The sequence below is a fragment of the Clostridium cylindrosporum DSM 605 genome (genome assembly GCF_001047375.1).
In the GTDB taxonomy this organism is placed as follows: domain Bacteria; phylum Bacillota; class Clostridia; order Clostridiales; family Caloramatoraceae; genus Clostridium_AB; species Clostridium_AB cylindrosporum.
Genome location: NZ_LFVU01000004.1, coordinates 47,361 through 73,245 on the forward strand (window position 1 = coordinate 47,361; position 25,885 = coordinate 73,245).

General features: G+C 32.1%; 22 protein-coding genes. 8 read left to right on the plus strand and 14 right to left on the minus strand.

Features of this window, described 5'->3' with window-relative positions; genetic code table 11:
• Positions 1-8: 8 nt before the first annotated feature.
• The 7 genes from cphA to CLCY_RS02495 form a co-directional block, all read right to left on the minus strand.
• Positions 9-2,636, minus strand: coding sequence for a cyanophycin synthetase (cphA, locus tag CLCY_RS02465; protein ID WP_048569558.1), 2,628 nt, complete (start codon positions 2,634-2,636; stop codon positions 9-11).
• A complete protein-coding gene (locus CLCY_RS02470) occupies positions 2,623-3,453 on the minus strand; it encodes a cyanophycinase (RefSeq protein WP_048569559.1) in 831 nt (276 codons plus the stop codon). Before CLCY_RS02470 ends, cphA begins: the two co-directional genes overlap by 14 nt.
• 125 nt (positions 3,454-3,578) lie before the next feature.
• Positions 3,579-5,141: a DUF3794 and LysM peptidoglycan-binding domain-containing protein gene (locus tag CLCY_RS02475; RefSeq protein WP_048569560.1), complete on the minus strand. Its 1,563-nt coding sequence runs from the start codon at positions 5,139-5,141 to the stop codon at positions 3,579-3,581.
• Between the two features lie 505 nt (positions 5,142-5,646).
• The gene (locus CLCY_RS02480) at positions 5,647-5,898 is read right to left on the minus strand and encodes a Veg family protein (protein WP_048569681.1); all 252 of its coding nucleotides are present in this window, start codon (positions 5,896-5,898) and stop codon (positions 5,647-5,649) included.
• Positions 5,899-6,170: 272 nt separating this feature from the next.
• Positions 6,171-7,487, minus strand: coding sequence for an N-acetylmuramoyl-L-alanine amidase (locus tag CLCY_RS02485; protein ID WP_048569561.1), 1,317 nt, complete (start codon positions 7,485-7,487; stop codon positions 6,171-6,173).
• Between the two features lie 12 nt (positions 7,488-7,499).
• Positions 7,500-8,378 (minus strand): sporulation peptidase YabG, encoded by an 879-nt coding sequence (yabG, locus tag CLCY_RS02490; protein ID WP_048569562.1) that lies wholly within the window; start codon positions 8,376-8,378, stop codon positions 7,500-7,502.
• A 111-nt stretch (positions 8,379-8,489) separates the two neighbouring features.
• A complete protein-coding gene (locus CLCY_RS02495; protein WP_242844929.1) occupies positions 8,490-9,488 on the minus strand; it encodes a CotS family spore coat protein in 999 nt (332 codons plus the stop codon).
• Between the two features lie 168 nt (positions 9,489-9,656).
• Here CLCY_RS02495 and CLCY_RS02500 point away from each other — a divergent pair, with 168 nt between their 5' ends.
• Positions 9,657-10,775: a glycosyltransferase family 4 protein gene (locus tag CLCY_RS02500; RefSeq protein WP_048569563.1), complete on the plus strand. Its 1,119-nt coding sequence runs from the start codon at positions 9,657-9,659 to the stop codon at positions 10,773-10,775.
• Between the two features lie 62 nt (positions 10,776-10,837).
• Here CLCY_RS02500 and CLCY_RS02505 read toward each other — a convergent pair whose 3' ends face one another.
• From CLCY_RS02505 to CLCY_RS02520, 4 genes are all read right to left on the minus strand, one after another.
• Entirely contained in the window at positions 10,838-11,350 is a 513-nt protein-coding gene (locus tag CLCY_RS02505) for a zinc ribbon domain-containing protein (RefSeq protein ID WP_048569564.1), read from the minus strand.
• 436 nt (positions 11,351-11,786) lie between these two features.
• Positions 11,787-12,800, minus strand: coding sequence for a CotS family spore coat protein (locus tag CLCY_RS02510; protein WP_048569565.1), 1,014 nt, complete (start codon positions 12,798-12,800; stop codon positions 11,787-11,789).
• A gap of 2 nt (positions 12,801-12,802) precedes the next feature.
• Complete coding sequence (locus CLCY_RS02515) at positions 12,803-13,714, minus strand: protein kinase family protein (protein WP_048569566.1); 912 nt, start codon at positions 13,712-13,714, stop codon at positions 12,803-12,805.
• A gap of 17 nt (positions 13,715-13,731) precedes the next feature.
• Positions 13,732-14,736: a CotS family spore coat protein gene (locus tag CLCY_RS02520; RefSeq protein ID WP_048569567.1), complete on the minus strand. Its 1,005-nt coding sequence runs from the start codon at positions 14,734-14,736 to the stop codon at positions 13,732-13,734.
• A 149-nt stretch (positions 14,737-14,885) separates the two neighbouring features.
• Between CLCY_RS02520 and CLCY_RS02525 the strand changes: the two genes are divergently transcribed.
• From CLCY_RS02525 to CLCY_RS02540, 4 genes are all read left to right on the plus strand, one after another.
• Positions 14,886-16,007 carry a glycosyltransferase family 4 protein gene (locus tag CLCY_RS02525; RefSeq protein ID WP_048569568.1) on the plus strand — a complete coding sequence of 374 codons (1,122 nt, stop codon included), beginning with the start codon at positions 14,886-14,888 and terminating at the stop codon, positions 16,005-16,007.
• Positions 16,008-16,236: 229 nt separating this feature from the next.
• Positions 16,237-17,100, plus strand: a complete 864-nt coding sequence (locus CLCY_RS02530) for a cation diffusion facilitator family transporter (RefSeq protein WP_048569569.1) — start codon at positions 16,237-16,239, stop codon at positions 17,098-17,100.
• A 711-nt stretch (positions 17,101-17,811) separates the two neighbouring features.
• Positions 17,812-18,939, plus strand: a complete 1,128-nt coding sequence (locus tag CLCY_RS02535; protein WP_200899957.1) for a sensor histidine kinase KdpD — start codon at positions 17,812-17,814, stop codon at positions 18,937-18,939.
• 40 nt (positions 18,940-18,979) lie between these two features.
• Complete coding sequence (locus CLCY_RS02540) at positions 18,980-19,414, plus strand: 2-thiouracil desulfurase family protein (protein WP_048569571.1); 435 nt, start codon at positions 18,980-18,982, stop codon at positions 19,412-19,414.
• Here CLCY_RS02540 and CLCY_RS02545 read toward each other — a convergent pair.
• The gene (locus CLCY_RS02545) at positions 19,403-20,800 is read right to left on the minus strand and encodes an MDR family MFS transporter (RefSeq protein WP_048569572.1); all 1,398 of its coding nucleotides are present in this window, start codon (positions 20,798-20,800) and stop codon (positions 19,403-19,405) included. The two genes, CLCY_RS02540 and CLCY_RS02545, sit on opposite strands and share 12 nt — an antisense overlap.
• A gap of 2 nt (positions 20,801-20,802) precedes the next feature.
• Positions 20,803-21,687 carry a TetR/AcrR family transcriptional regulator gene (locus CLCY_RS02550; RefSeq protein WP_048569573.1) on the minus strand — a complete coding sequence of 295 codons (885 nt, stop codon included), beginning with the start codon at positions 21,685-21,687 and terminating at the stop codon, positions 20,803-20,805.
• A gap of 267 nt (positions 21,688-21,954) precedes the next feature.
• On the opposite strand from CLCY_RS02550, the gene CLCY_RS02555 reads away from it, so the two are divergent.
• The 3 genes from CLCY_RS02555 to CLCY_RS02565 are packed head-to-tail and all read left to right on the plus strand — an operon-like array spanning position 21,955 to position 25,287.
• Positions 21,955-22,875, plus strand: coding sequence for a putative selenate ABC transporter substrate-binding protein (locus CLCY_RS02555; protein ID WP_048569574.1), 921 nt, complete (start codon positions 21,955-21,957; stop codon positions 22,873-22,875).
• Positions 22,876-22,886: 11 nt separating this feature from the next.
• Positions 22,887-23,654, plus strand: coding sequence for a phosphonate ABC transporter ATP-binding protein (locus CLCY_RS02560; protein ID WP_048569575.1), 768 nt, complete (start codon positions 22,887-22,889; stop codon positions 23,652-23,654).
• The gene (locus CLCY_RS02565) at positions 23,647-25,287 is read left to right on the plus strand and encodes a PhnE/PtxC family ABC transporter permease (RefSeq protein ID WP_048569576.1); all 1,641 of its coding nucleotides are present in this window, start codon (positions 23,647-23,649) and stop codon (positions 25,285-25,287) included. Before CLCY_RS02560 ends, CLCY_RS02565 begins: the two co-directional genes overlap by 8 nt.
• A gap of 41 nt (positions 25,288-25,328) precedes the next feature.
• On the opposite strand, the gene CLCY_RS02570 is transcribed toward CLCY_RS02565, so the two are convergent.
• The gene (locus tag CLCY_RS02570; RefSeq protein WP_048569577.1) at positions 25,329-25,883 is read right to left on the minus strand and encodes a potassium-transporting ATPase subunit C; all 555 of its coding nucleotides are present in this window, start codon (positions 25,881-25,883) and stop codon (positions 25,329-25,331) included.
• Positions 25,884-25,885 lie beyond the last annotated feature (2 nt).

Genomic DNA, 25,885 nt, shown 5'->3' on the forward strand with positions numbered 1-25,885 from the left:
TTATTAATTTAAGATATAGCACCTTCACTTTTAGTACTTCCTAATTTATATGACTTTATAGTATTAACCACCAAATCTAAATCTTCATAGAAGACAACTATTGTATCTCCTTCATTTGCTGATTCCATAGCGCTAATTAGAGCTTCATCTTCTTTAATAATTACAGAATAATCATCTCGGGATTTATGTTTAGATACTCCAGCCTCAAGTAAAGAAGCAGTTTCACCTACTTTACGTCCTCTTCTATCGCCATCTTCTTTAATGTATACGTAATCAAAGCCATTTCCTGCTATTTCTCCTATGCTAACCATACTTTCATCATCTCTATCTCCAGGAACACCAATAACTCCTATATATCTATTGCTATTAAATGCTTTTACCGAATTAATAACTTTTATATAGGCATCAATATTGTGCCCATAATCAACAATTACATTAAAACCTTCAATTTTGTATATATTAAATCTTCCTGGATTAGTTGTTTCGTCGGATAAAAATGTCTTAAGAGACTTCTCAATTACTCCCTTTTCTAGTTTAAGAGAAGTAAGAGTAGCAACTGCACATAGAGAGTTTTCAATGTTATGAAGAAGCTTTCCTTCCATGGTACATGGAACCTCAGTAATATCAACTATCGGTTCTATACTTTCATCTTTAGAAATACATATATAGTTATCCCTTAAAAATACAGCTGACTTTCCATCTAATATATGCTTCTTAATAATAAGATTATCAGCGTTAGATGAGAAGTATACTATATTAACACTATCTGGAACCCTCTCTGTAAGCATATTTACATGTGGGTCATCTGCATTAATTACAGCATATCCATCATCACGTACAGCCTCTAAAACTAAAGACTTAACATATGCAAGATCCTCTAGTGTATTTATTCCATCGATCCCTAGATGATCCTCTGTTATATTTGTAACTACACCAACATCAGAGAGATCGTATCCAAGTCCACGTCTTAGCATACCTCCTCTTGCAGTTTCAAGTACAGCAGCTTCAACTCTCTTATCCATAAGGATTACCTTTGCACTATCAGGACCTGTAGTGTCTCCCTTTTCAATGCATCTGCCATCTAAGTATATACCACTTGTAGTAGTCATACCTGTAAAATGACCATTTAGAGAAAGTGCATGAGCAACCATTCTAGTGGTAGTTGTTTTACCATTAGTCCCTGTTATAGATACTATAGGTATAGCCTTCTCTTCATCCTTATACATATAATCTAAAATATGTGAAGCAACATTTCTTTCCTTTCCTGAGCATGGATGAATATGCATTCTGATACCAGGTGCTGCATTAATTTCAAGAATTGCTCCACCTGATTCTCTAAGAGGTTTAGATATGTCCTCTGTACATATATCAACACCAGCAACATCAAGACCTATCGCCTCTACAGCTCTAATTGCAATATCAATAGTTTCATTGTGTACCTTCTCAGTACAATCCTTAGAAGTTCCACCTGTTGAAAGGTTAGCATTATTTCTAAGATAAACAACCTCATCACGTTTTGGAACAGTGTTTAAATCCCTATTAGATGCTTTAAGATGATTAATAATTCCATCATCGATTTCTATCTTAGTAAGAGGTTTTTCATGTCCATAACCTCTTAGTGGATTTTCATTTTCCATATAAATTAAATCTTCAACGGTATCTTCACCATTACCTACAACATGAGGAGGAAGCTTAAGGGATGCTGCTACTACTTTTTTGTCAATAACTAAAAGTCTGTAGTCCCTTCCCTTTACATATCCTTCAACTACAACCTTCGTGTTAACTTCCGATGCTTTTCTATAAGCAATTATAGCTTCTTCATCTGAATTTATATTAACTGTAATACCTCTACCTTTACTTCCATCTATAGGCTTAATAACAATAGGGTATCCAATTTCATTACATAAATCAATTAGCTCCGATTCGCTTTCTGCTAAACCTCCTCTTGGGATTGGTATAGATAAATCAGAAAGTATATCACGAGTTAATGCCTTATCACAGGATATATCGACTCCGATACAGGATGTATTATCAGTAATTGTTGCTGATATTCTCTTTTGAGACTTTCCATATCCTAGTTGTAGTATACTTCCAGAGCCAATTCTATTAACAGGTATTCCTCTTTTTCTTGCTTCGTTGTATATGCTCTTGGTTGATGCGCCAAGCCTATACTTCGATATCTTTTCTTCTATCTTTTTAATTGCAGTGTCCATGTCAAAATCTGAGTCATTTATAAATTCATTAAAACATTTTAGTGCATATTCAGCACAAAGAATACCCGCCTTTTCTAGTTCATATTCAAATATAACATTGTAAATACTACCACTTTGCTGTCTAGCTTTACCATATTTAATTTTCTTAAATCCAAGTGATAGTTGCATCTCAATAATTGAATGTTCTAAAACATGCGGTAGGTATGTACCTTCGTCAAGTCTTTCAAGGAAACCACCAGCATATCCTCTACAACAGCTATGGGATTTTAGCCCCGGAAGTGCATTTAAAAGTCTTGTATTAAAGCCTTTAATGTCCTTCGTAGGTGTATCGCATAGATCACCTACATCAACTGTAAGTTTCATACAAACTCTATGACTATATATGTTCCTACCTGTGTAGATTTTTTGGTCAATGATTTTCATGTTTCTCCTCCTTGCACTGCTCTTTAGTAATAGGAGTCTTACTTTTCAGGCCATAACTATACCCCCTTGGCAGTATATGCAGATGAACATCTGTAATAGCAAGTATTTCATCTTGGGTAAGTTCTGATACATTAGTATGTGATATATAATTACCATCAACAACAGTAACTGCACCTTCGCCTATAACTCTAAAGTAATCCTCACCTTCTATAACTATTGCTGTATTCTCATCAATACCTATTCCAAGTATCTCAGGATTCTGGGCAACAGCTGCGAGAAGTCTTCCTATTCTTCCTCTTTGGGCAAAGTGCTGGTCTATAATAACTCCTCTAATAATATCAAGTCCCGGAGACATCTTAATGGTACATTTTCTAGGTGAAGAATCATCATCTCCTGCTACTATCATTGTAGGAGAAAGACAAGAAGCTCCTGCACTAGTACCAACTATTAAGCATCCATCAAGGTAAGCACTTCTTAGTGCTTCATAGAATGGAGTTCCTCCTATAAGACTTGTAATCTTAATTTGGTCTCCTCCAGTAAAAAATATACATCCAGCTTCATTAATAATATCTATATTACATTTGTTACTGGCCATATCCCTTTCTTGTATATCAACAACTTTAATATTATCTACTCCTAAAGATTTAAAAACGCTAGTGTAATTATCACCAACTTCCCTAGGATAATCTGTTGCTGCTGTTAAAATTACAAGTGGGCCTTCTTTTGTTTTATATATTCTTACTACTTCCTTAAGTATCTCACATTCCTTTTCCTTATCTTCTGCTCCACCTATTATTATTAAGTATCCTTTTTCCACGTAAATCACACCTTTTATGTTATGTTTGAGTTTATCTTATAATCTCTACGTTGATATTTTCCCCAAACAAACATACTTTATACCCATAAATAACAAAGACGTAGCAAATTGCTACGCCTTTACATTTATCCTATAAACGCCTTTTTAGGTATTATTATTTTTGTACCACTTGTAATAACCTCAGGATTCTCAATATCGTTTAGCTTAACAATATCCTCAATTGTAGTTGCATATCTTTTAGCTATTTTCCATAGGTTATCATTTTTATCAACTGAATATATTATGAATGTTGGCATATTCTTAAGATTTTCAGGAAGTTCAACCTCTACAACATTTTTTATAAGCTCAAATGTGCTTTTTTGTGTAAGCTTTGCTCCTGCACTTAGAATAATCTTAAGATCAAGCTCTCTAGCAGATATTTTGTCAAATGATATATGCTCAACATTAACCTCAAGATTTGGAACCATATCTATCTTTGCACCCTTTATATCAATTGAAGTTTTAAATGCTATTTCATCCTCGTAGTTTGAAATACCACCTTCTTCACCTGATACTAAGTACAGAATATTAGTTTCAAGGATTCCCTCACCTATAACCTTATCATCTATAACCTTAAGTTCTGTAATAATTGGTCTTAATGATACATACTTAACCTGTTCTATTGGTGCCTCTTCTGCATCTAAATTAATTCTTTCTTTAATAGTTTGACTATCAGATCCTTCAGAATAAAAGCTAAGAGACTTAACAGTTACCTTTTCAAACTCATACCCTTCATCTGGTGAATAAGCATCTACAATTGATTGTAGATTTTTTACTCCATATGACTTAGCTGATACATCCACAGCAGCCTCTATTTCAATTTGTCTTCTCTCTCCTACGTCATTTTCAATAATTGATTCATAAACATCACTTACCTTGAATCCAACATCACATTTTGATCCATCTCTTAAGTCACCTGATCCAATTTCAGCTTCAAATGAAAATTCTTCATCAATAGTATGAACATCTTCACTACTAGTATCATACATAACTCTTGCAGTACCTGCTGCACTAACTAGAATTTTCCCATCTCCTACTGTAACTTCTTTTCTATGGATTGTAACATCTGATTTAAGTATAGAACTAACTTCTTCCTTATCTTCAGGAATATTTATGTTTACCTTAACAATTGATTGAGATTTATCTTCTCCTAAGTACTCAGAAAACTCTAGGTTATTTCTAAGAAGCTGTATCTCTTCTCCTTTTATATCCACAACAACCTCAACGTTTTCTCTACTATAAACTACACTTTCTAAGTTTATAATTGAGTTAACTTTAATCTTTCTATTTGAGACAATCTCATATTCTATATGCTCTATCTTTGCCTCTGTAATACTTTTCATTCCTCCATCACTTTGTGGAAGATTTATATTTTGTGTAAAGTTACTACTTGAGCTAAGTTTATAAATCCCCTTGCTATCCTCAGATGATGCATAAAATATATCTACAGTTATTTTACCATCAACTGCAACCTTTTCTTCGCTTGTTTCAGCGCTAATTATGTTAACTCTGCCATCAATACTTAGTACTTTACCTATCTCTGGATTTCTATCTGATAGAACAAGATCTTGACTAACCATTGTTTGGCCTGTTCCCTCGCCTACAAGCCTTTCATAATTTACTGTATCTTTTAAAAGCTGTGCTGACATCTTTTATCCCTCCCGCCTTTTCGGTAGTTTATAACTATCTATAACTACAATATGAGATGTCACAGCAATATATTCCCTTACAATAAACTTTTTTATTATTTTTATATAATTTATACCCTTTGTAAAATTAGAAATTCTATCCTATATTTTTAAAGGTTTCATATTAAGAAGATTCATATATTTATAAAACATTCAGCAAATTACGCATTTTTAATGGTATCGTTTTCTATAAATGCAGGATTTTATTTTATAATATTCATTTATGATAATTTTATGTATTTGTTTAATATTTAATTATAAAAACTTATATTGACTTATCCCCTCATTTACTTTAATATATAGAATTGTTGATACCTCAATAAGAAAGCGATGTGCTTTCTTTATCCCCCTATAAATAAACTGCCAAACCCATAAACCCATAACCCCATATAAAGACCGCCAGCCAGGGCGGTTTTTTACTTTTTTGATAAACAAAAATCCGAAAGAAAAAATTCTTTCGGATTTTTTAGATTACTACATTGTTACACTCTATCTGAACGACTCTAGTAAGAATATCAGAGTAACTGTAGGATACCCTTCTTTCTGTCTTTCCTTCTTGGCCTAATCTCACAATGAAAATGTTCGGGTATGTTTGTTCCAGAATGCCTTCTCTGATAACTACCTTTTTTCTCCCACTATTAGCCTTAAGAACTATTCTTTGGCCTACATGTCTAGAAATATTTTCTTTGATAGCATCTAGCATATCCTTTCCTTTCATATTAAACACCCTCTTTCTCCTACAATTTTACAGTAAAACGTGCTTAATGTCAAGGAAAACTTTTTATTTTATCAATATTTTAAACCAATGTCAATATTTATTTTTTTATACTTTTATAACATTTTATTTTATTTAAACAGTATTTCCTTAGCCTTAAATGTATTTTTCATACATTTTCAGCCCTAAATTAAACTTGCGTTTCTATCCTTAAGTTATATTGATAAATTAATGTTTTGTTTCGGATAAGAATAGTTAAAATATACGTTGTTCCTCTAGTTTGTTATATTATAGTATTCACAAATACCCTTATAAATAGCAAGAGCTATCTTACTTGGGGTATTATCTCCTAATATCTTTACATCCTTGGAACCTGTTAAATACAAACATTCTAAAATAACAGAGCTAACTCTACTTTCTCTTAAAATAAAATAATCTCCGATATTAACTTTTCGCTTTTTTATATCAACAGTATTTTCTATTTCATCTAGTATCAACTCTGATACTTCCATAGCTTCCTTATCCTTCTCATAACAGTAAGCCTCACATCCATTAACTCCTGGCATTATAAAGGCATTTAAGTGTATACTTATCAAGAAATCTGGCTTTATATTATTTGCCATCTCCGCTCTGTCAGTTAATGTTATAGATGAATCCCTCGCTCTAGTTAAGTGTACCTTAGCTCTCTTTCCCTCAAGAAGACTTTTAAGTTCAAGAGCTACTTCTAAAGCTATTTCACTTTCAACTATATCTCCTCTGACATTTCCTCTATCTTCCCCTCCGTGACCTGGGTCTAATAAAAATACTTTCCCACTTAAGGTATTTGATGACTCACCACCTAAAACTTCAAAGCTTATACCTGTGTAATAGTAGTTTATAATCTCTCTATAGTCCTTTCCGTCTCTGGCGAGTGCCTTTGCACCTTCTATACATATTCCAAGGCCATCCCCTTCTCCTTCAACTTTTATGTTTATTACTTCATCTTTAAAGTACATCTTATTACTCTTTAGGTTTAGCCTTTTCATAAATTCTATACCTGAAACTTCATCACCTAGAAAATTTAAGCTTTTTACCCTACCTGAAGTATCTCTTACAACACTACTAAAAACGCTTTGACTTTCTTCTTTAAAAGAGGAACACCTACCTGTCTTTTCTTCATAATCTATAAGGGAAAACTTCCTATAACTTTCTTTTTTACTACACTTATCACAGTATATTTTCCTTAAAAAGTTGATTTTTTCCCCTATTACATCCTCGGAATTAGATGTTGCCCCACTACAACACATAGTGTAATACATTTCAACCAATCTTCCATTACTTAAAACAACTTCACCTCTAGTTTCTTCAACAGCTTTCTTTATACTCTTTCTTACTTTTCTTTTTTTAATAGAAATCTCATGATTTTTTTCAAAGTATGGAGTATTTTTTACTTTTTTTGATATTTCACTTCGCTTCAAAACTACAAGTGCTTTTAAAACCTCATACTCAATATCCTTAATTTCAACATCACACATAGCATAAATAGTTGCCTGTTCAACATCTATAACAGTTTCCTTATTATCTAGTATTATATTCGCCTTAACAAACTCCACAAAATCACTTCCTTAGTTATAAGGAGATGGTGGACTTCCTTCTCTATACTGTCCCCTTGTTTCCAGTCCCCCTACTCCCTTTTCTCCTGTTATAGTATTTTGAAGAACCTCTTTCGGTGACAAAAATTTAGTAATACTTGTAAAAGCTATCTTTTCACAAACTAAAACAGGATCTAATGCATGTACAAGTATTCTATATGGAGATGTTGCATAATTAGCTCCAGCTTTTATAATTTCTTCATAATAGGACTGACAAGCCCCAGCAAATATAACAAGCTCATCATATGAGGATTCAAACTGTCTAGCCTTTCTTACAGCCTCAGCAAAGTACTTAGAATTTCTATAACTATCTAAGCTCTTAAAGTTATTACAGTCTTTAACTACTGAATCATGCCCTGTTAAAACTAGAATATCTGGCTTATATCTATTTAAATACTCCTGAACAAGTCTTGACTGTTCAATTTCAGGTACAACTTTCCCAAATGCCCTTAGGCCAATTGATTTATAGGCTTTTAGACATATTTCTAAGTACTCCTCATCTCCATCTAAATGCAAAACTGTAGGAGCCATACCAAATCTTCTTATATTCTTTTTAGACTTTTTTTTATTTCTTACTTCTTCCCCTCTGAAAAGGTTATCTTTATCCTTTACTATATCCATAACCCTTTTATCTACTGACTCGTTTTGCTTAATAAATTCCTCTTCACTTGACTGCTCAAGGTCATCCTCAGGAGAGTCTGCTATTATTCTAAAATTCGTTCCCTTGAGAATATAAGAAATTTTATCTTCCTCTTCTTTTACATCTATAACCTTGAAAATAATGTCATTATTATATGACTTTCTTGACACAATATCTCCTATTTTATACCTAACCAATCCTCTCACCTCCATTAATACATAATATGCACAAATGCTCTTTTTGGTTATATATTAAAAACCCCTATGCTACTAAACATAGGGGTTTTTATAATAATTTATATAGTATTCTATTCATATCCTCACTTATATTAAATTGCTTAAGCTATCAATAAAATTCATATACTTTTCCTGTTCATTTATTATACTATTCATCTTTCTATTAAAAGTTCCTTCACTCCAAAGAGCTTCCTTATAATAATATCTATTTGCAACTCTCCAAAATCTTTGCGGAAATATAAGTAAAGTCTTTAGAACATTTATCTCATCCTTATTTACTTCACGGGATGTATTGTAGGCATTAAATATACTCATAAAGGACTCATTGTTCCAATCAAGTCTTTTAAGTGCCTTTGTACATAGAGTTGCTACATCATATATTTGCATTTCAGACTTGCAGTAATCAAAATCTATTATATGGGTGTTTTCATTTTCATCAATAATTATATTGTGATAAGCAAAGTCATGGTGAGCTAGAACCTTATCTCTTAATGAATCCTCACATACTCTAGCATAGGAATCAATACTAAGTTCCTTAATAGCCCTTTGAGCTAACTTATAATAAAAATCAACATTAGATAAATACATCATATCAAAGTCACTTTTTCTTCTCTTTTTTCTAGCCATTTCTCTCATCTTTAAAAGCATTGAAGCTCTCTTTTCTATAGTTGTTGTATATTTTCCTATACCACTTCTTTGTCTAAGCTCCTCACTCGGTTCAAACCCTCTAGCATGAAGATGAAACTTCCCAAGAGTTTTACTTGCTATTTCAAGATCATCTCTCTTTTTAAAGTCACACTCTGAGCCCTTAATCCAATCTGTTACAACATATATATCATCATTTACAAGTGCATATGGAACCTCATCCCTTGGAGCTATATTAAATCTATCTATATTTTGAAATCCATTTTCAATTATATGCTCCTTTGCAGCATGTATATACATAAGTTTCGATGTCCCATAATTTATTTTTTTAAGGCATTTTTTTCCCTTACTCGTTTCTGCAAGATATACTCCCTTCATAGGAGTCAATGACTTAATATCAAAATCAAATTGTGTAGATATTTCAATTTCTCTAACCATCATAGTATATCGCCTCCCCACTAAATTAATATGTTAATAAGCTAATTAATATGTATCCTCTTTAATGCTACCTACAGCATGTATATCAAATTAATTTAATGCCCATATATTCACAATATGTTAAAGAGGTTCATATTATGATATAGAATAAAAAATCTTTAGGAGAGACTTATGAACATAGGAATTGATGCTCGCGCCGCTGTCTGGTATCGTGGAACTGGAATTGGAACCTACACATACCAACTTATATATAATATTAACTTCTTTGATAAACTTAACGAATATCTCTTATTTCTTCCTGATGAAAATATTACAGGTATATCACCTGGAGAGAATATAAATATAAAATTAATATCAGAGGATAGACGAGAAAACTTCTGGGAAGAGGTTGATATACCTAATATATTAAATAACAAAGAAATCGATACTTACTTAGTTCCTCAAAACGGAATAGGACTTCCAAAGGAGAAAAAATGCCCCTTTGCAATAACTCTTCATGACGTCATTCCATTTCGTATGCCTGAAACTGTAGGACCTCAATACCTTAACTTATTTACTAAGGAAGTACCTAACATACTCGATAACTGTGATTCAATTATTACAGTTTCTAACTTTTCCAAAATGGATATTCATAAAGAGTTTTCATATCCACTTGATAAAATTCATGTAACACATCTTGCTGCGGAGGATATTTATTTCCCAAGAAGTAAAGAACTTTGCATGGATTATATAAAAACTCACTACGGTATTGAAAATGACTTTATACTATATGTAGGTGGCTTTAGCCCTAGAAAAAATATCCTAGGACTTATTGAAGCTTATTCATGCCTCCCGAATGAAACGCGAGAAAAATTAAGTCTTGTAATTCTTGGTAAAAAGGGACGTTCATACTACACTTATAGAGATAGAGCGTATGAACTCGGAGTTAAAGGACAAGTAATATTCCCAGGATACGTACCAGTTAACGAACTTCCTTTATTCTATAATGCCTGTAAAATATTCTGTTATCCTTCCTTTTATGAAGGTTTTGGACTTCCCCCTCTTGAGGCAATGGCATGTGGAGCACCTGTTATATCATCTTCTCTTACATCTATGCCTGAAATACTTGAAGATGCCGCTGTATATATCGACCCTTATAATCCAAAGGATATATACGAAAAACTTTTAAAACTAATTGAAGATGATAAATTTAGAGATGAAATAAGCTTCAAAGGGCTCTTGCATAGCGCAAAATATAACTGGAAAAAAACAGCTCTTGAAACAATAAATTCACTTAAAACCTTAAGCTAATTAAGAAAAGTGAATGCTGAGATCAACAAGGAATATCAGCATTCACTTTTATATATTAACGATTATTTACTATTATTTATTATAACGTCAGGATTAACGCTTCCTTCTACACTTTTAATAACAAAACTATACCCTAAATAAGCTGTACAAACTGTAAGAAGAGTTAAGCATATAACTGTTATCATTTTTCTTAGAGCTTTTTTCTTTGCCTTTGATCTTTTTCTTCTTGGAGAAGATCTTTTAGATGGAGATTGTTCTTTGTTAATTGCAGGAATCTTTATATCCAAAACCCCTCCTTCATCACTCTCAAGACCTTCGCCTACACATTCTGTTTTCTTTACATCAACCAAAGGCTCTAATTGAGACTCAATTGAATCAACTTTCACCCTAGGCATAATAACCTGAGTTATCTTACCCTTAACATTTAAATGAACTTCATCACTATAACTTGGATTTACTTCAACATAATCATTTTCAGACTCTTCCAAACTAAAGTACTGTATTATAGAATTCCCACAAAAAGCACAGAATCTATCTCCCTCCATACTCTTTTTTCCACAATTAGTACAATACATAATTTACCCCCCTAGAATACATGACATACATCTATTAACATAAAAGACAAAACATACTTGTATTATTAAGTAGAATTTTGTCGATGCTCAGATAATTTTACCATATATTCTAGTGTCTTTCCACATGAAAGTAGTCTGATATAAGTATGAGTGCTATAAGTAATTCTATCTCCTCATGAAACGGCGGGATCTTCAACCTACGATTATGTAATTACAGTTTCTTTACCAGTAGATGTGCCTACCTCTAAAGCATTAGAGCCAAAAACTAGAGATTCTTGTCAAAAAAATCTGCCTAGAATTAGAGATATATCGTCAAGCACAGCGGTTTTTCAGATATAACTCTTATTCTAGGCAGATTTTTGAAGACTAGAAACTCTGTTTGAAGGTCTCGTCGTTTTAGCGGTAGGCACATCTACTGCAAGACCCCCACATTACATTAAAAATACCTCTTATAATTATCTAGGAATTTTTCTCTATCTTCTCTATACTCAGCCTTTCTTTTTAGCTTTTCTAGGAATTCTTCTTCTTCCCAGTCTCTATTTCTAAAGTAATAACTAGTTGATATGTCATAAAAATCCTTAGGAAATAATAAATAGCCATAAAGTATATCAAGTTCCTCAGAACTTAAAGGCTTCTCTTCTCCATAACTTTTTATTATTGTTTTTCCTATATCTATGTCCCATCTATTATGTTTTATTGCTTTAATTATAATATTTGAAATATCATGCATTGGAAGGTCGATTAGAGAATAATCAAAGTCTAGAAAATGCACTTCATTATCATTATCTATAATAATATTATGATGGGCAAGGTCATGATGACAAAGTACATACTTATTTCTTGAGTATTTTATATATTGAGACTGCTTAATACACTCTATTGCAGAGTATATACAGTTTATATAATAATCTGCATAGGATAAATATAACTTATCAAATTCCTTTTTATTAACATGCATAGACGCTATTTCCTTAAACTTTTTAAGGTTATCTAACGCTGTATTATATTTCTCAAGTATTCTTCCTACTTTAAATCTTTTTTCATGAAATGTTTCTATATTTTCTCCTGCCCTATGAAGTTTTGCCAAGTGCCTAGACGCATTTTTCAAATCTACCGGATTTTCAAAAACGCATTCTCTACCATCAATGATATCGAGAACTACATAAAGTCCTGAAGCATCTTTAACATATGAATTTCCGTCACTAGAGAGTCTAAAATTAACTACATTTTCATAGGTTTTTCTAATATAACTTAGGCTATCATATATGAAATTTAGTTCATCTATATCATACATAACCTTTTTAAGTACTTTCATACCCTTATCTGTTTTTAATATATATACACTTCTAATAGGAATAACATCCTCAACTAGAAAATCAAATTTATCAAATAGTGTAGTATCTAAGGTGTAGTTTGATAAATACGCCTTATCCCTATATCTGTACTCCAAGATTACACCTCCATATTAAGATTTTGAAAAATCTTTGAGACGGATAGAAACTTCTTAAGCATATCATCCTTATAAAGCCCCTTTTTCATATACTTTGTAATAATCTTTATAGGCAATTCTGGAAACAAAGACATATGCCTAATATTCTCCTTTGAAATATCATCAATCTCACGAATTTTTCCATATTCATTTATTATCTCTTCTAAGAATTCTATGCGTCCTGTTTCTTCAATATACCTTCTTGCCATGGATGCTATATCTTCTTCACACATATTATAAGCAGTATTAAAAACCTTCACTATATATGGCTCTCTTCTCTCCCCTACCATAACTACACTATTCGGTGTAAAGTCATTAATACATATTTCTCTTTTTCTCATACTTTTTTCGATTGCATATATATATCTATCAGATCTAAAAAACTCTATACTTTTCCTTGAAAGCTTGTACAAAAGATCTAAATATATCTTTGTTTCCCTTTCAAATTCATTTTTACATCCCTTTTCCTCTAACATATCAGAGTATTTTTCAAGTGAGCAAGTAAATGTCTTATACTTCTCCATACACTTTCCCCAATTAGCCTCTGTTTTTATTCCACTTGGCATAAGATACCCTTCAGCAGCTAAATGAAATCTTGCAAGACATCTTATACTAGATAGGACCTCACTCTCATCTGATATTCTCAATTTTTTACCTTTTATATTCTTAGTTAATATATACTTATTATCATCAATCTTTATATATGGTCTCCCATAATAGGTCTCAGCTATCTCTTGAAAATTATCAAATTTACCTCCTTGAACCCACTTAAGTATTGAGGAGGTTGAAAGTATATTTTGTTCAGGGCCATCAAACCTTTTAATAGACCACTCTGAGTAATAATCATCTATTCCATATAGCCTTGAAACATTCATCTTATTTCCTCCTTAAATTACACATTTATAAAATCCTTATGAGCCTCATCTAAAAACTTATACTTTAAGCTTGAATCTTCTAAAGACTTACTTAACTTCTTATTAAAAAACTCCTCATCCCATGGCTGATGTTCTATATAATACTGAAGTCCAACCTGCCAATAGTCCTGTGGAAACTCAATAAAATCCTTAATAATACTCATTTCCTGAGAAGTGACCTCTATATTTTCTCTATAGGCAGAGATAATAAATGATAATGTATCAAGACTCCAATTTCCATACTTTAAGTTACGTATAGCAATACTAGCTAAATCATGCAAATGAGAATCTGTTATACAATAATCAAAATCTATAAGATAAACGCTTAATTCATCATCAATTAAGAAGTTATGGTTTGCAGTGTCATGGTGACATAGTCCACTAAATACCCTATGCCTTTCCATAGTATCCCTATAATCACCACTTTTAAGGGCTTTAATTGATTTTTCTGCCCTCTCTAGATGACTATTAAATCCTTCAATATACATTTTGTCGAAATCACTTTGATTTAATCTACATTCAGCAATTCTTTTAAATTCATGCATTTCCTTAAGCCTTTTACTAAACTTTGTTATCCATTTGCCATAATACCTTCTCCCAACAGCAGCCTTTGAAGGGTCAAAGTCCCAGGATGATAAATGGAACTTTGATAATGATTTAACACAAAGTTTTAAGTCTACTGGGTTTTTATAGTCTGCTTCCCTTGAGGGAATCCACTCACACAGATATCCATATCCCTTTTCAAACTGAATATATCTATCCCCACTTTTGCTAAGTATAGGTTCTAAAACTCCACCATAACCTCTACTTTTTACATGTTCTATAGAGTTCAAAATAAACTCTACTAAGTATTCCTTATATCTTGAAACCTTAAAACACTTCAGTCCCTCAGTTGTATTTAACTTATAAACATTTTTTATTTTTTCAATTTCAAGGATTTTTATATCGTAGCTTTCTTCTAAAATAAGCTTTACATTTTCCATATAATCACTCCAAATGTCTTAATGGCCTTTGTTCTATAATATGAAAATAATCATAGAATGTGATAGGAAATAAGTTTTATCATGCACAAAAGGTAATTGCATTTAATATTTATAGTATATAAGCAGAGTTTATTTGGAGAGTGAAAAGTATGAAAATCGCAATAGATGCTAGAGGTGCCAACTGGTATAAAGGTACTGGTATTGGAACATATACAAATCAAGTACTTAACTATCTTTTAAACAACGATAGTCTCAATCAATACCACCTTTACTGGGCAGGACCTAACTATAGAAATATATATAAAGATAATGTAACTATAAATATGTCCTCTAAAAGACATCATAGATTTTTCGAGGACTATTTTATTCCTCAAAACCTAAAAAATAACGATGTTGATATATATCACGTTCCTCAAAACGGAATAGGATTATCTAAAAAAACATCTTGTCTTTCTATATCAACTATACATGACTTAATTCCATATGTTATGCCTGAAACAGTAGGAAGGGGATACCTTAAAAAGTTTATAGCTCAAATGCCTAGTATAATTCAGGCTTCTGATAATATCATAACCGTATCAGAGTTTTCAAAAAATGATATTATAAAAATATTCGATGTACCAGAGGAGAAAATCAAGGTAACTCATCTTGCAGCTGACCATATATTTTCTCCATTGGATAAAGAAGAAACGAAAAAATCTATATACGAAAAGTACGGAATTACAGAGGACTTTATTCTTTATCTTGGAGGCTTTAGCTCAAGAAAAAACGTAAAATCCATTCTTGTTGCATTCTCTAAAATATATAAAAATCTATCAAAGGATTATAAAGTTGTAATACTAGGTCCTTCACGTGATGAGCATGAAAAACTTACAAACCTAGCAGAAACACTATCTATTAAAGATAAGGTTCAATTTACAGGATTTGTACCACATGAAGATTTACCTCTTTTCTACAATGCTGCATCACTATTTGTTTACCCTTCTTTATATGAAGGATTTGGACTTCCTCCACTTGAAGCTATGAGCTGTAAATGTCCAGTTATAACATCTGATATATCAGCTATTCCTGAAGTTGTAGGAGATGGTGCACTTTTAATTAATCCATATGATATAGATGATCTTAAAGACTCCATGGAAAAGGTGCTTGAGGATTCAAGTACTCGTGAAAATATAATACTTAAAGGATATGAAAGAAGTAAGTTGTTTTCTTGGGAAATAACTGCTAAGAAAACACTGCAAGTATATAAAGACCTTTATAAAACCATATAGGACTCTCCTATATGGTTTCTTTTTATAATATATAAAAAGAAAATCTTAAACTTTAACAGTTACTTATATTTAAATTACTAGTACACTTAAGGCTCATTTATCACAATTACCATTCTCAATTGATAATTATTAATTTTAAACTTTTCTCACAAAAGCCCTTCACCTTTAAGACACTAGCGAATATAATAAAAGAGGTTAATAAATTCAATTGAGAATAGGAGGTAAATATATGAACAAAAAATCAGCAGCTTTGTTATCTATATTTTCTAATAGCTTTCTTATAATATTTAAACTTATTTCAGGTATTTTAATGGGTTCAATAAGCGTACTATCTGAAGCTATTCATTCAGGACTTGATTTAGTTGCTAGTATAATTGCATTTATATCAATAAAACAATCTATGAAACCTAAGGACGAAGAACATCCCTTTGGTCACGGTAAATTTGAAAATGTATCTGGATTTGTAGAAGCAATCCTGATTTTTATAGCAGCAGGAATTATTATTGTAGAAGCTTCAAAGAAACTAATAGGTGGAGTTCAAATTGAAAGTCTAAACGCAGGAATAATTGTAATGTTAATTTCAAGCTTAATTAACCTATGTATATCAATGCTACTTTTTAAAATAGCTAAAAAAGAAGATTCTATAGCACTTGAAGCAGATGCAATGCACCTTCTAACAGATGTATTTACATCCTTCGGTGTATTTTTAGGGCTTATTGTTATTAAAATTACAGGAATACAAATTATAGACCCAATTATAGCTATTGTCGTTGCAACAATGATAATTAAAGCCTCTATTGACCTTACAAAAAAATCCCTTATTGACTTAGTAGATACCTCATTACCACCTGAGGATTTAAATAAAATTAAAGAACTACTTAGCTCTCACCCTAGGATTAAAAGTTTTCATAAACTTAGAACAAGAAAAAGTGGCGCAACCCGCGAAATAGATTTTCACATATGTGTAGATGAAGAAATATCTATATTTGATGCCCACTCAATATCCCATGAGGTAAAGGAAGAAATCGAAAAAGAACTTCTTGGTGGCTATGTAACTGTGCATATAGAACCTGAGTGTGAGAAGGAAAGTTAGCCTTAGATGTAAAGTTGCTGTTCTTGCGGTAGTTATTCTATTAGCTAAAACGACGAGGCCTTCAAACAGAGCTTCTAATCTGCGTAAATTTCCAAAGCCTAAGAGCTATGTCTAAAACCGCTTCGCTTCACGACATATCTCTAAGGCTTTGAAAATTCACTTGATAAGAATCTCTAGTTTTTGACTCTATTGTTTTAGCTAATAGAATAACTACCGCAAAGAAACTTTACTTACATAACAGAATTCACTCCTTCCCTTGAAGAGAAATTATTTTTATTTTTTAAATTCCTTTATTATGTCACTAAATATATATTTGAACATATCTATATATCAAATCTAAATTAATCCCCTCCCTACTCTACAATTAATTATGTTATGTAGGCTTGATTTCATTGCAAGTGGCTGTGCCTTCCTCTAAAACCATAGAGCCAAAAACTAGAAATTCTTATCTACAAAAGTAAGTTCAAACTTAGTAAGATATCGGCAAGCAAAGCGATTTAGATATCGTACTTGGTTTGAGCTTACTTTTGTATATTAGAGTATCTATTTGAAGGTCTCGTCGGTTTTAGAGGAAGGCACAGCTACTGCAACACCACAATCCCTACATAAAAGATTAATTTATATTTGTCAAAAACCTAGTAAATATACTATAGTATTAGTATATTTACCTAATTTAGATAATAAAAATTTAATGCAAGGATGGATGAAAAAATGAATAACGCTGATCCTCAAGAGATTAAAGCATATTCTAAAGAAAAGAAATCAAAGGGAAAACTTAAAATATATATTGGATTTGCCCCAGGTGTAGGTAAAACCTATGCTATGTTAAATGAAGCTAATGATAGATTGAATAATGGTGAAGATATAGTAGTCGGTTATCTCGAGACCCACGGAAGGGTTGAAACGCTACGTCAAGTAAGGGAACTTAAAGTATTAGATAGAAGAAAAATTCCACATGGAACAATTACTCTTGAAGAAATGGACCTTGACCTTATATGTGAGCTTAAACCTGAAACTGTTTTAGTTGATGAACTTGCTCACACTAATGCTCCTGGTTCGATTAATGAAAAAAGATACGAAGATGTACTTGATATTCTAAAGTGTGGTATTAATGTAATATCTACTATGAATATTCAACACATAGAAAGCTTAAATAATGTAGTTAGGGAAATTACAGGAGTAAAGGTGCGTGAAACTGTTCCAGATTCTATTCTAACCGATGCGGAACTTGTACTTGTAGACATTACCCCAAAACAACTTAGGGAAAGACTTCAAAAAGGTCTTATATATAAAGAAGAAAATGCAATACGTGCTCTAAAAAACTTCTTTAGAGAAGGAAACTTAAATGCTCTACGTGAAATTTCACTTAGACAAATAGCCGAAGAAGTTGAGGATGATATTAATGAATACAAAATGCAACATGGAATTCGTGAAAACTGGCATACTACAGATAGAGTTATGGTGTGCATTACCTCTAACCCATCATGTGAAAAACTTATAAGACGTGGTGCTAGAATATCTAAAAGATATAAATGCGAGTGGATTGTTGTAAATGCACAGGAAAAAGGATTATTCTCTAAAAAGCCTAATTCAAGTGATGAAAAGTTCCTAAAGAATCACCTTTTGCTTGCAGATAAACTAGGGGCTAAAACTATAAGTATTACATCTAATAAATTATATAAATCACTTGCGGATTTTGCACAGGATAAAAACATAACACAAATAATTATAGGGCATAACCTTGAATCAAATGGGGACAAATTATTTAGAAGCTCTAATCTTACACAATTCCTAAGACTTACAAGAAGCCTTGAGGTTCATATAATACCACTAGATTAGTTAAGTCTTCCAACTACAATATTTCAAAAGGAGGTAATCTATGTATATAGTTAGCGCTTGTTTAGCGGGGATTAATTGTAGATACAATGGTAAAAGTAGTGAAAACCCCAATATAATAGAACTTATAAAAAAAGGTGAAGCCATCCCCCTTTGTCCTGAACAATTAGGGGGACTCTCCACGCCAAGAACACCATGTGAAATTACTATAGATAAAAATGGCAAAAGAATAGTTACAACTAAGGATGGCCTAGATGTAACTAAAGAATTTCAAATTGGTGCAGAAAAAGTTCTAAAAGTAGCAAAAGCCCTTAGTATTAATAAAGCTATACTAAAATCCAAAAGTCCATCATGTGGCTGCTCTCACATATACGACGGAACATTTTCAGGTAACCTTATAGAAGGAAATGGATTAACTGCTGAACTACTTATTGAAAATAATATTAAAGTAATTACGGAAGAGGAACTAGGCCTTTAAACCTTTCTTATTTTTAACAAAGAAAAGAGATATTAAAAGACCAAGAACCCCTAAAATCCCTGAGGCCATAAATGATACATCTATTCCATGAATTATAGCAAGTACTCTTGATACTTCCCCTGAGTTTTTAGTTGCATTTACCATTACAGTTACAAATACAGCTGACCCTATAGCACCTGCAATTTGACGTAGTGTATTATTAATTGCAGTTCCATGTGATAAATGCTCCTTATTAAGATTTTGAACTCCCCATACAGTAAGAGGCATTAAAAGCATTGTAATTCCAACCATTCTGAAAAAGTACATTACTGATAAAAATACAACTGATGTACTTTCATGAAGAAAAGAAAATGCTATTGTTCCCCCAGCAAGTAAAGCCATTCCACCAATACATAGAAAGCGTGCTCCGTATCTATCTAAAAATCTTCCTACAGATGGACTTAATAATACCATTGATATTGCACCTGGGAACATTAATAATCCTGAGTGAAGTGCTGTATATCCTCTAACTGACTGAATATATAAAGGAATAATAATTGTTGCAGACATCATTGTTGCATATACAATAATCACAAGAATAGTACTAATAGTAAAGTTTCTATCCTTAAAAACTCTCAGTTCTAATAAAGGCTTTTCAACCTTTAATTGTCTTAGGGTAAAAACAATAAGTGATAATATACCAATAAGCATAGGAAGATATGTTACTACATTGTAAAGTCCATAATGACCCATATTAGCAAATCCAAGTAATACCCCACCAAATCCTATACTTGATAAAATTACAGAAAGTATATCAAGCTTTGACTTTGTACCTTTACTAACATTCTTTAAGAATATAAATGATAAAACAAAATCTAAAATTGAAATTGTTGTAAGTACATTAAATATACTATGCCATCCAAATGAGTCAATAAGCCATCCAGATAGTGTTGGCCCAACCGCAGGAGCAAAACCAATTGTAATTCCCACAAGTGACATAGCTGCACCACGTTTTTCAGGTGGATATAAGTAAAGTATTACAAATTGTAAAAGTGGCATTAATGCCCCTGAACCTAATGCCTGAAGACCACGTCCAATAAATAATGTACTAAAATTCGTTGAAAATAAAGCAACAATACAACCTACTGAATAAATCCCCATAGCTGTGATAAATAACACCCTTGTGCTTAGCCTGTTTATTAAGTAAGCAGTTGTTGGAATCATTATACCTACAACTAATAAATAAATAGTTGTTAACCACTGTCCTACATCTGCATTAATATTAAAATCCTTCATTATAGTAGGTAGTGCCGGTGACATTAAAGTTTGACCAAGGGAACCTATAAATGCCCCTGTCATTATAATACCTAGAGTAATATTTCGACTTTTCTTCTCTTGTATTTCCATTATTATACCTCCTCTTTAAGTTCACTTATTATGTTATTTATTAAAATAACTTGAGCTTTTAAAGAATCTTCCTTTTCAAATAGTGCAAGAATTGCATCTACCATTAAAGAATCATATCGCTTTTCCTTAATCTCTATATATAACTTTTCAATTCCTTCTAGTAGCTTAACTCTAGATAATGATAGCCTGCTTTTTTCAATTAACTCCTTAGTATCATTTAATATTTCTAGCAAATGTCCTTCCTTTGTTTCTTCAATGTCCTCTATACCCTCCACAAATGAGAATATAGATTTATCTATTAAACCGGAGGTATCTTTTAGGGTCTCTACAGAAAAACCTAATATCTTAACAATATAACTACCAACTACCTCAGGATTTACTTCTTTTTTGTTTACACGGGTAAGTAAAATAAATTCATGAATTAGGCTATCTAAGATAAATACCAAATCCCAAATAAAAGGTTTTACATCATTACCAAAGGCTTCAATAAGACCAATCCTAAATTCTTTAAAAAGCTTACCTTTATTTTTTTTACGAACATCGGTTATATTTTCCCTCTCATTTTTGGAAAAATTCTTAGTAATATAAACACTAAAGATTGTTTGAGAAAAAATATGTTCCCATGATGTTATAATCTTTTTTTTAAGTTTTTCTATACCATTAAGATTATATTCAGAATTAATAGAATCTATAATTTCATATAACTGATTATTAGCATAATCTATGATGTCGTAAACTAGCACTTCTTTATTAGCAAAGTATTTATAAAATGTAGCCTTTGATATTTTACATGCCTTCGCTATATCATCAATAGAAGTATATTGAAAACCTCTCTCATCAAAAAGTTCCTGTGCAATATTCATAATTAATTTCTGCTTTTCATCCATATTAAACCCCCCAAAACCACATCGTACTCCATAGTACTACAAAGTACTAACAAAGATAAATTATACTCTCTTTTGTTTAAAAGTCAATTTCATTTATATGTCAACATATTTTTCTTTACTTTATATAGTTTTTATCTATATATGTAAGTTCTTGTATTAATATAAACTATTACACAATAACTTCCATTTAATATAAAATTTTAGATGCGGTTAACAACAAGTTAATTCCTAGTTAACCAATATGCAAACCAAAGAAGGGGGACAATTATGAAAAAGATTTTTTCAATTTTACTTACAGCACTAATGATTTTTTCATTAACTGCTTGTTCAGCTCCTAAGAAAGAAGGAACTAAGGATAACACAGCTAAGAAAAGCGAAAAGGTTATGAAAATAGGATACCTTCCTAATGAAAAGAAAACTGAAATTAATAATGCTATGACTTCAATGGCAAAATATCTTGAGACTAAAACTGGAATCAAAACTGAATTTGTTCCATCAACAGACTATACTGCACTTGTTACTGCCTTTGAAAGAGGAGAAATACAACTTGCATGGTTTGGTGGATTCACTGGAGTTCAAGCTAGAAGCAAGGTTGCTGGTTCTGAAGCAATAGCACAAAGACCAATAGATGCAAAATTCAAAAGCGTATTTATATCTTCAAAAAACGCTCCATACACTGACATTAAAGATGTAAAGGGAAAATCTCTTACATTTGGTAGTGAAACTTCAACTTCAGGTCACTTAATGCCTCGTTACTTTTTAATGCAAGCTGGAATCGACGCTGATAAGGACCTAAACGGAAAGCCTAACTTCTCTGGTGCACATGATAAATCTATAAAGCTTGTAGAATCAGGTGCATATCAAGTAGCTGCTGTTGATATGTCTGTATGGGATAAATTTGTTAAAGAAAAGAAGGTTGACCTAACTAAGGTTAAGGCATTCTATACAACACCTGAATTCTTTGATTACAACTGGACAGTTAATAGTGACGAAAACCTAGATAAGGTATTTGGTGAAGGTACTAAGAAGAAGATTGTAGACGCAATTCTTGCAATGGATGCTTCAAAGAGTACTGAGGAAAAAGACGTATTAACATTTATGAATGCAGATAAATTCATACCAACACAAAACTCTAACTACAAACTAATCGAAGAAGTTATGACAAAAACAGGACTAGATAAAAAGTAGAAGGTGAAAAAATGTCACTTAACATATTTGAATTAAATGAAGTTACAAAATCATATGAAAGGAAGATAGTATTATCTTCCCTTTCCTTTTTTATAAAAAGAGGAGAATCCATAGCACTTATCGGACCTAGTGGTTCTGGTAAAACTACACTACTTAACTCATTAGCATGTATTAATAAAATTGATAGTGGTAGCATTTTAATAGATGGTAAATCCTCCACAAGCTACAAAAACCCTAAAAAGCTTGCTAAGAAAGTCGGTATAATCCGTCAACAATTTGACCTAGTTCGTGAATTACCTGTAGTTCATAATGTTCTTGCAGGAAGATTTTCTGACTGGGGCTTTTTAAAATCTTTAATTTCTCTTATTATTCCAAGAGACTTAGATATGGCAAAGGTAGCCCTTGAAAGAGTTGGACTTTTAGATAAGTTATATGAAAGAACAGCAGACCTTTCAGGGGGACAACAGCAAAGAGTTGCTATTGCAAGACTTATAGTTCAAAATCCCGAGGTTATACTTGCGGATGAGCCTGTTGCATCACTTGACCCTACAAGATCCGAGGATATACTTTCTATCCTAACTAGTATTTCAAAGGAAAATAACAAAACTCTTATTGCAAGTCTTCATTCCGTTGAATATGCTAAAAAGTATTTCGATAGAATAATTGCCCTAAGGGATGGCAAAATATACTTTGACCTTGAATCAAGTAATGTTAGTGAAGATGACCTTGCTGAACTTTATAAGATAGATGATACAAAGGAGCCTTCTACAAATGAATAAAACAGGTTTCTTTAAATTTCATAAAAGAAATATACTAACATTAATACTTATACTTACATTTGTATGGAGTCTTTTTTCTGTTAAGTGGAATAGAGAGCTTATTCATACAGGTGGAATGACAATTATTAAGGAGATACTTAATGGTATAATTCATCCAAACCTTTCAAGTGATATAATACTACTTGCTATAAAATCATCTTGGATAACCTTAGCCTATGCAGTAGCAGGTATATCTATTGCAATTATAATAGGCTTTGTATTTGGTGTGCTAGCCTCTGGTGTTCTATGCTTTAATAATTCTAATAAAGCATTTTGTAAAAGCATATTTAGATCCCTTCTTGGATTTATGAGATGTGTCCATGAACTTGTATGGGCCCTACTATTTGTAACAGCAATAGGTCTATCCCCCTATGCAGCTATTTTTGCACTTGCAATTCCCTACGGAGGGATCCTCGGTCGTATATATGCGGATATGTTAAATGATGTAAATAGAGAGCCAATAGAAGCATTAAGATCTTCAGGGGCATCTAGACTTCAACTTCTACTCTATGGTTATCTTCCTATGGTAAAGGCTGATATGTTTAGTTATACAATGTACAGATTCGAATGTGCCACTCGTTCCTCAACTGTTATGAGCTTTATTGGTCTTGGAGGTCTTGGTTATCAGATACAATTAGCACTTGATGACTTAAAGTATGGTGATGTATGGACATATATGTACTTTCTAGTTACACTTGTTGTAATAACCGATCTTTGGAGCAACATGATAAGAAAAAGATTTGTTGAGGATAACAATCATAAAAAAGGTAACTTTAATTTTATAAAAGTTTCTTTACTTATTAGCATAGTCCTTATTATAGCCTCATGGATACACATAGTGGTTGTAGATAAGGCAAGTCTTAATTCAATCTTTACAGAGAAGAACCTATATCATATTAATAAATTCTTCTCAGGTCTTATTGGAGCTGGTGAAGAAAACCCTGCATTTTATGATCTAGAGCAATGGAGAAATGTTTTAAAGCTTACCTTAGAAACTCTTCAAATGAGTATAATGGCAATAGGATTCGCCACTATTGGTATGGTCATAACTGTTATAAGTGCAGCAAGGACTACTATGGAAGGTAAGCTTACCCTTTCTAAAGGGTGGTTCAGTACTCTTTTATTCGGGATAATTAGGGCACTATATATATTCTCTAGATCAGTTCCTGAACTAGTATGGGCTATGATTATAATATTTATATTTAAACCTGGTATACTTCCTGGAGCTGTAGCACTGGCCCTTCATAACTTTGGAATTCTCGGAAAGTTATGTGCCGAGGTGGTTGAGGATATTAACCTATCCCCTATTAGAAATCTTTCCTCAAGTGGAGGAAATTCATTTCAGATACTTCTATACGGTGTAATACCAAGCGTTATGCAAAAGTTTATAACCTATATACTTTATAGATGGGAAGTAATTATACGTACTACTATAGTTGTAGGATTTGTAGGTGCAGGTGGCCTTGGTCAGCAGTTTAAGCTTAGCATGAGCTACTTTAAACTCTCTGAGGTAACATTAATACTTATAGCATACCTAATATTAGTTGCTATCGTAGATATATTATCTGAGGGCGCAAGAAAACTAGCAGAATAAAACAAAAGCTATTATAGATGTTTCTATAATAGCTTTTTATTTTATTTGATTAATTTATCTACTTCCATATTTAACTTGATAAGATTAACATAAGCTTTACCTACATTATTTTCTGTACTATTTTCAATTGCTTTTATTAATTTATCTTCGCTAATCTTACTTTTCTCAGATATATAGCTTACCTGATAAAGAGCAGCTTCCTTAGATATATTAGGGTCATTAGATGATGCTGATGTAGTTACCATATCCCTTGGAATTCCATCAAACTTCTTACCCTTTTTAATGTTTGCAGTAGCATAGGTATTGTTAATTAGGTCTACCCTTTTCTTTAAAGTTTCTTTAAAGTCCTTTCCACTAGGTGTTTCTTTAGCTCCACCTTCATCACTTTTTGGCCTTCCCTTAAAGTAATAGTCCTTAGTATACTCTTGACCTAAATAAAGTGAACCTATCTTTTCTCCATTTCTTTCTATAATACTTCCATTAGCCTTATTATTAAAAAGAACCTGTGCTACTCCTGTACCTATTAATGGATATATAACTCCACATAGGATTAGGAAGATAATTGTTACTTTAATTGAATTCATAAAAATTTTCATTT

Coding starts and splice junctions, on each gene's coding strand:
- CLCY_RS02545 (WP_048569572.1), bottom strand. CDS start 20,800: ATGGAAATACAAGAGAAGAAAAGTCGAAATATTACTCTAGGTATTATA.
- CLCY_RS02495 (WP_242844929.1), bottom strand. CDS start 9,488: ATGATGGTTAGAGAAATTGAAATATCTACACAATTTGATTTTGATATT.
- cphA (WP_048569558.1), bottom strand. CDS start 2,636: ATGAAAATCATTGACCAAAAAATCTACACAGGTAGGAACATATATAGT.
- yabG (WP_048569562.1), bottom strand. CDS start 8,378: ATGGAGGTGAGAGGATTGGTTAGGTATAAAATAGGAGATATTGTGTCA.
- CLCY_RS02505 (WP_048569564.1), bottom strand. CDS start 11,350: ATGTATTGTACTAATTGTGGAAAAAAGAGTATGGAGGGAGATAGATTC.
- CLCY_RS02515 (WP_048569566.1), bottom strand. CDS start 13,714: ATGAATGTTTCAAGGCTATATGGAATAGATGATTATTACTCAGAGTGG.
- CLCY_RS02480 (WP_048569681.1), bottom strand. CDS start 5,898: ATGAAAGGAAAGGATATGCTAGATGCTATCAAAGAAAATATTTCTAGA.
- CLCY_RS02535 (WP_200899957.1), top strand. CDS start 17,812: ATGAATAACGCTGATCCTCAAGAGATTAAAGCATATTCTAAAGAAAAG.
- CLCY_RS02520 (WP_048569567.1), bottom strand. CDS start 14,736: ATGGAAAATGTAAAGCTTATTTTAGAAGAAAGCTACGATATAAAAATC.
- CLCY_RS02560 (WP_048569575.1), top strand. CDS start 22,887: ATGTCACTTAACATATTTGAATTAAATGAAGTTACAAAATCATATGAA.
- CLCY_RS02570 (WP_048569577.1), bottom strand. CDS start 25,883: ATGAAAATTTTTATGAATTCAATTAAAGTAACAATTATCTTCCTAATC.
- CLCY_RS02555 (WP_048569574.1), top strand. CDS start 21,955: ATGAAAAAGATTTTTTCAATTTTACTTACAGCACTAATGATTTTTTCA.
- CLCY_RS02475 (WP_048569560.1), bottom strand. CDS start 5,141: ATGTCAGCACAGCTTTTAAAAGATACAGTAAATTATGAAAGGCTTGTA.
- CLCY_RS02540 (WP_048569571.1), top strand. CDS start 18,980: ATGTATATAGTTAGCGCTTGTTTAGCGGGGATTAATTGTAGATACAAT.
- CLCY_RS02525 (WP_048569568.1), top strand. CDS start 14,886: ATGAAAATCGCAATAGATGCTAGAGGTGCCAACTGGTATAAAGGTACT.
- CLCY_RS02530 (WP_048569569.1), top strand. CDS start 16,237: ATGAACAAAAAATCAGCAGCTTTGTTATCTATATTTTCTAATAGCTTT.
- CLCY_RS02550 (WP_048569573.1), bottom strand. CDS start 21,687: ATGGATGAAAAGCAGAAATTAATTATGAATATTGCACAGGAACTTTTT.
- CLCY_RS02500 (WP_048569563.1), top strand. CDS start 9,657: ATGAACATAGGAATTGATGCTCGCGCCGCTGTCTGGTATCGTGGAACT.
- CLCY_RS02565 (WP_048569576.1), top strand. CDS start 23,647: ATGAATAAAACAGGTTTCTTTAAATTTCATAAAAGAAATATACTAACA.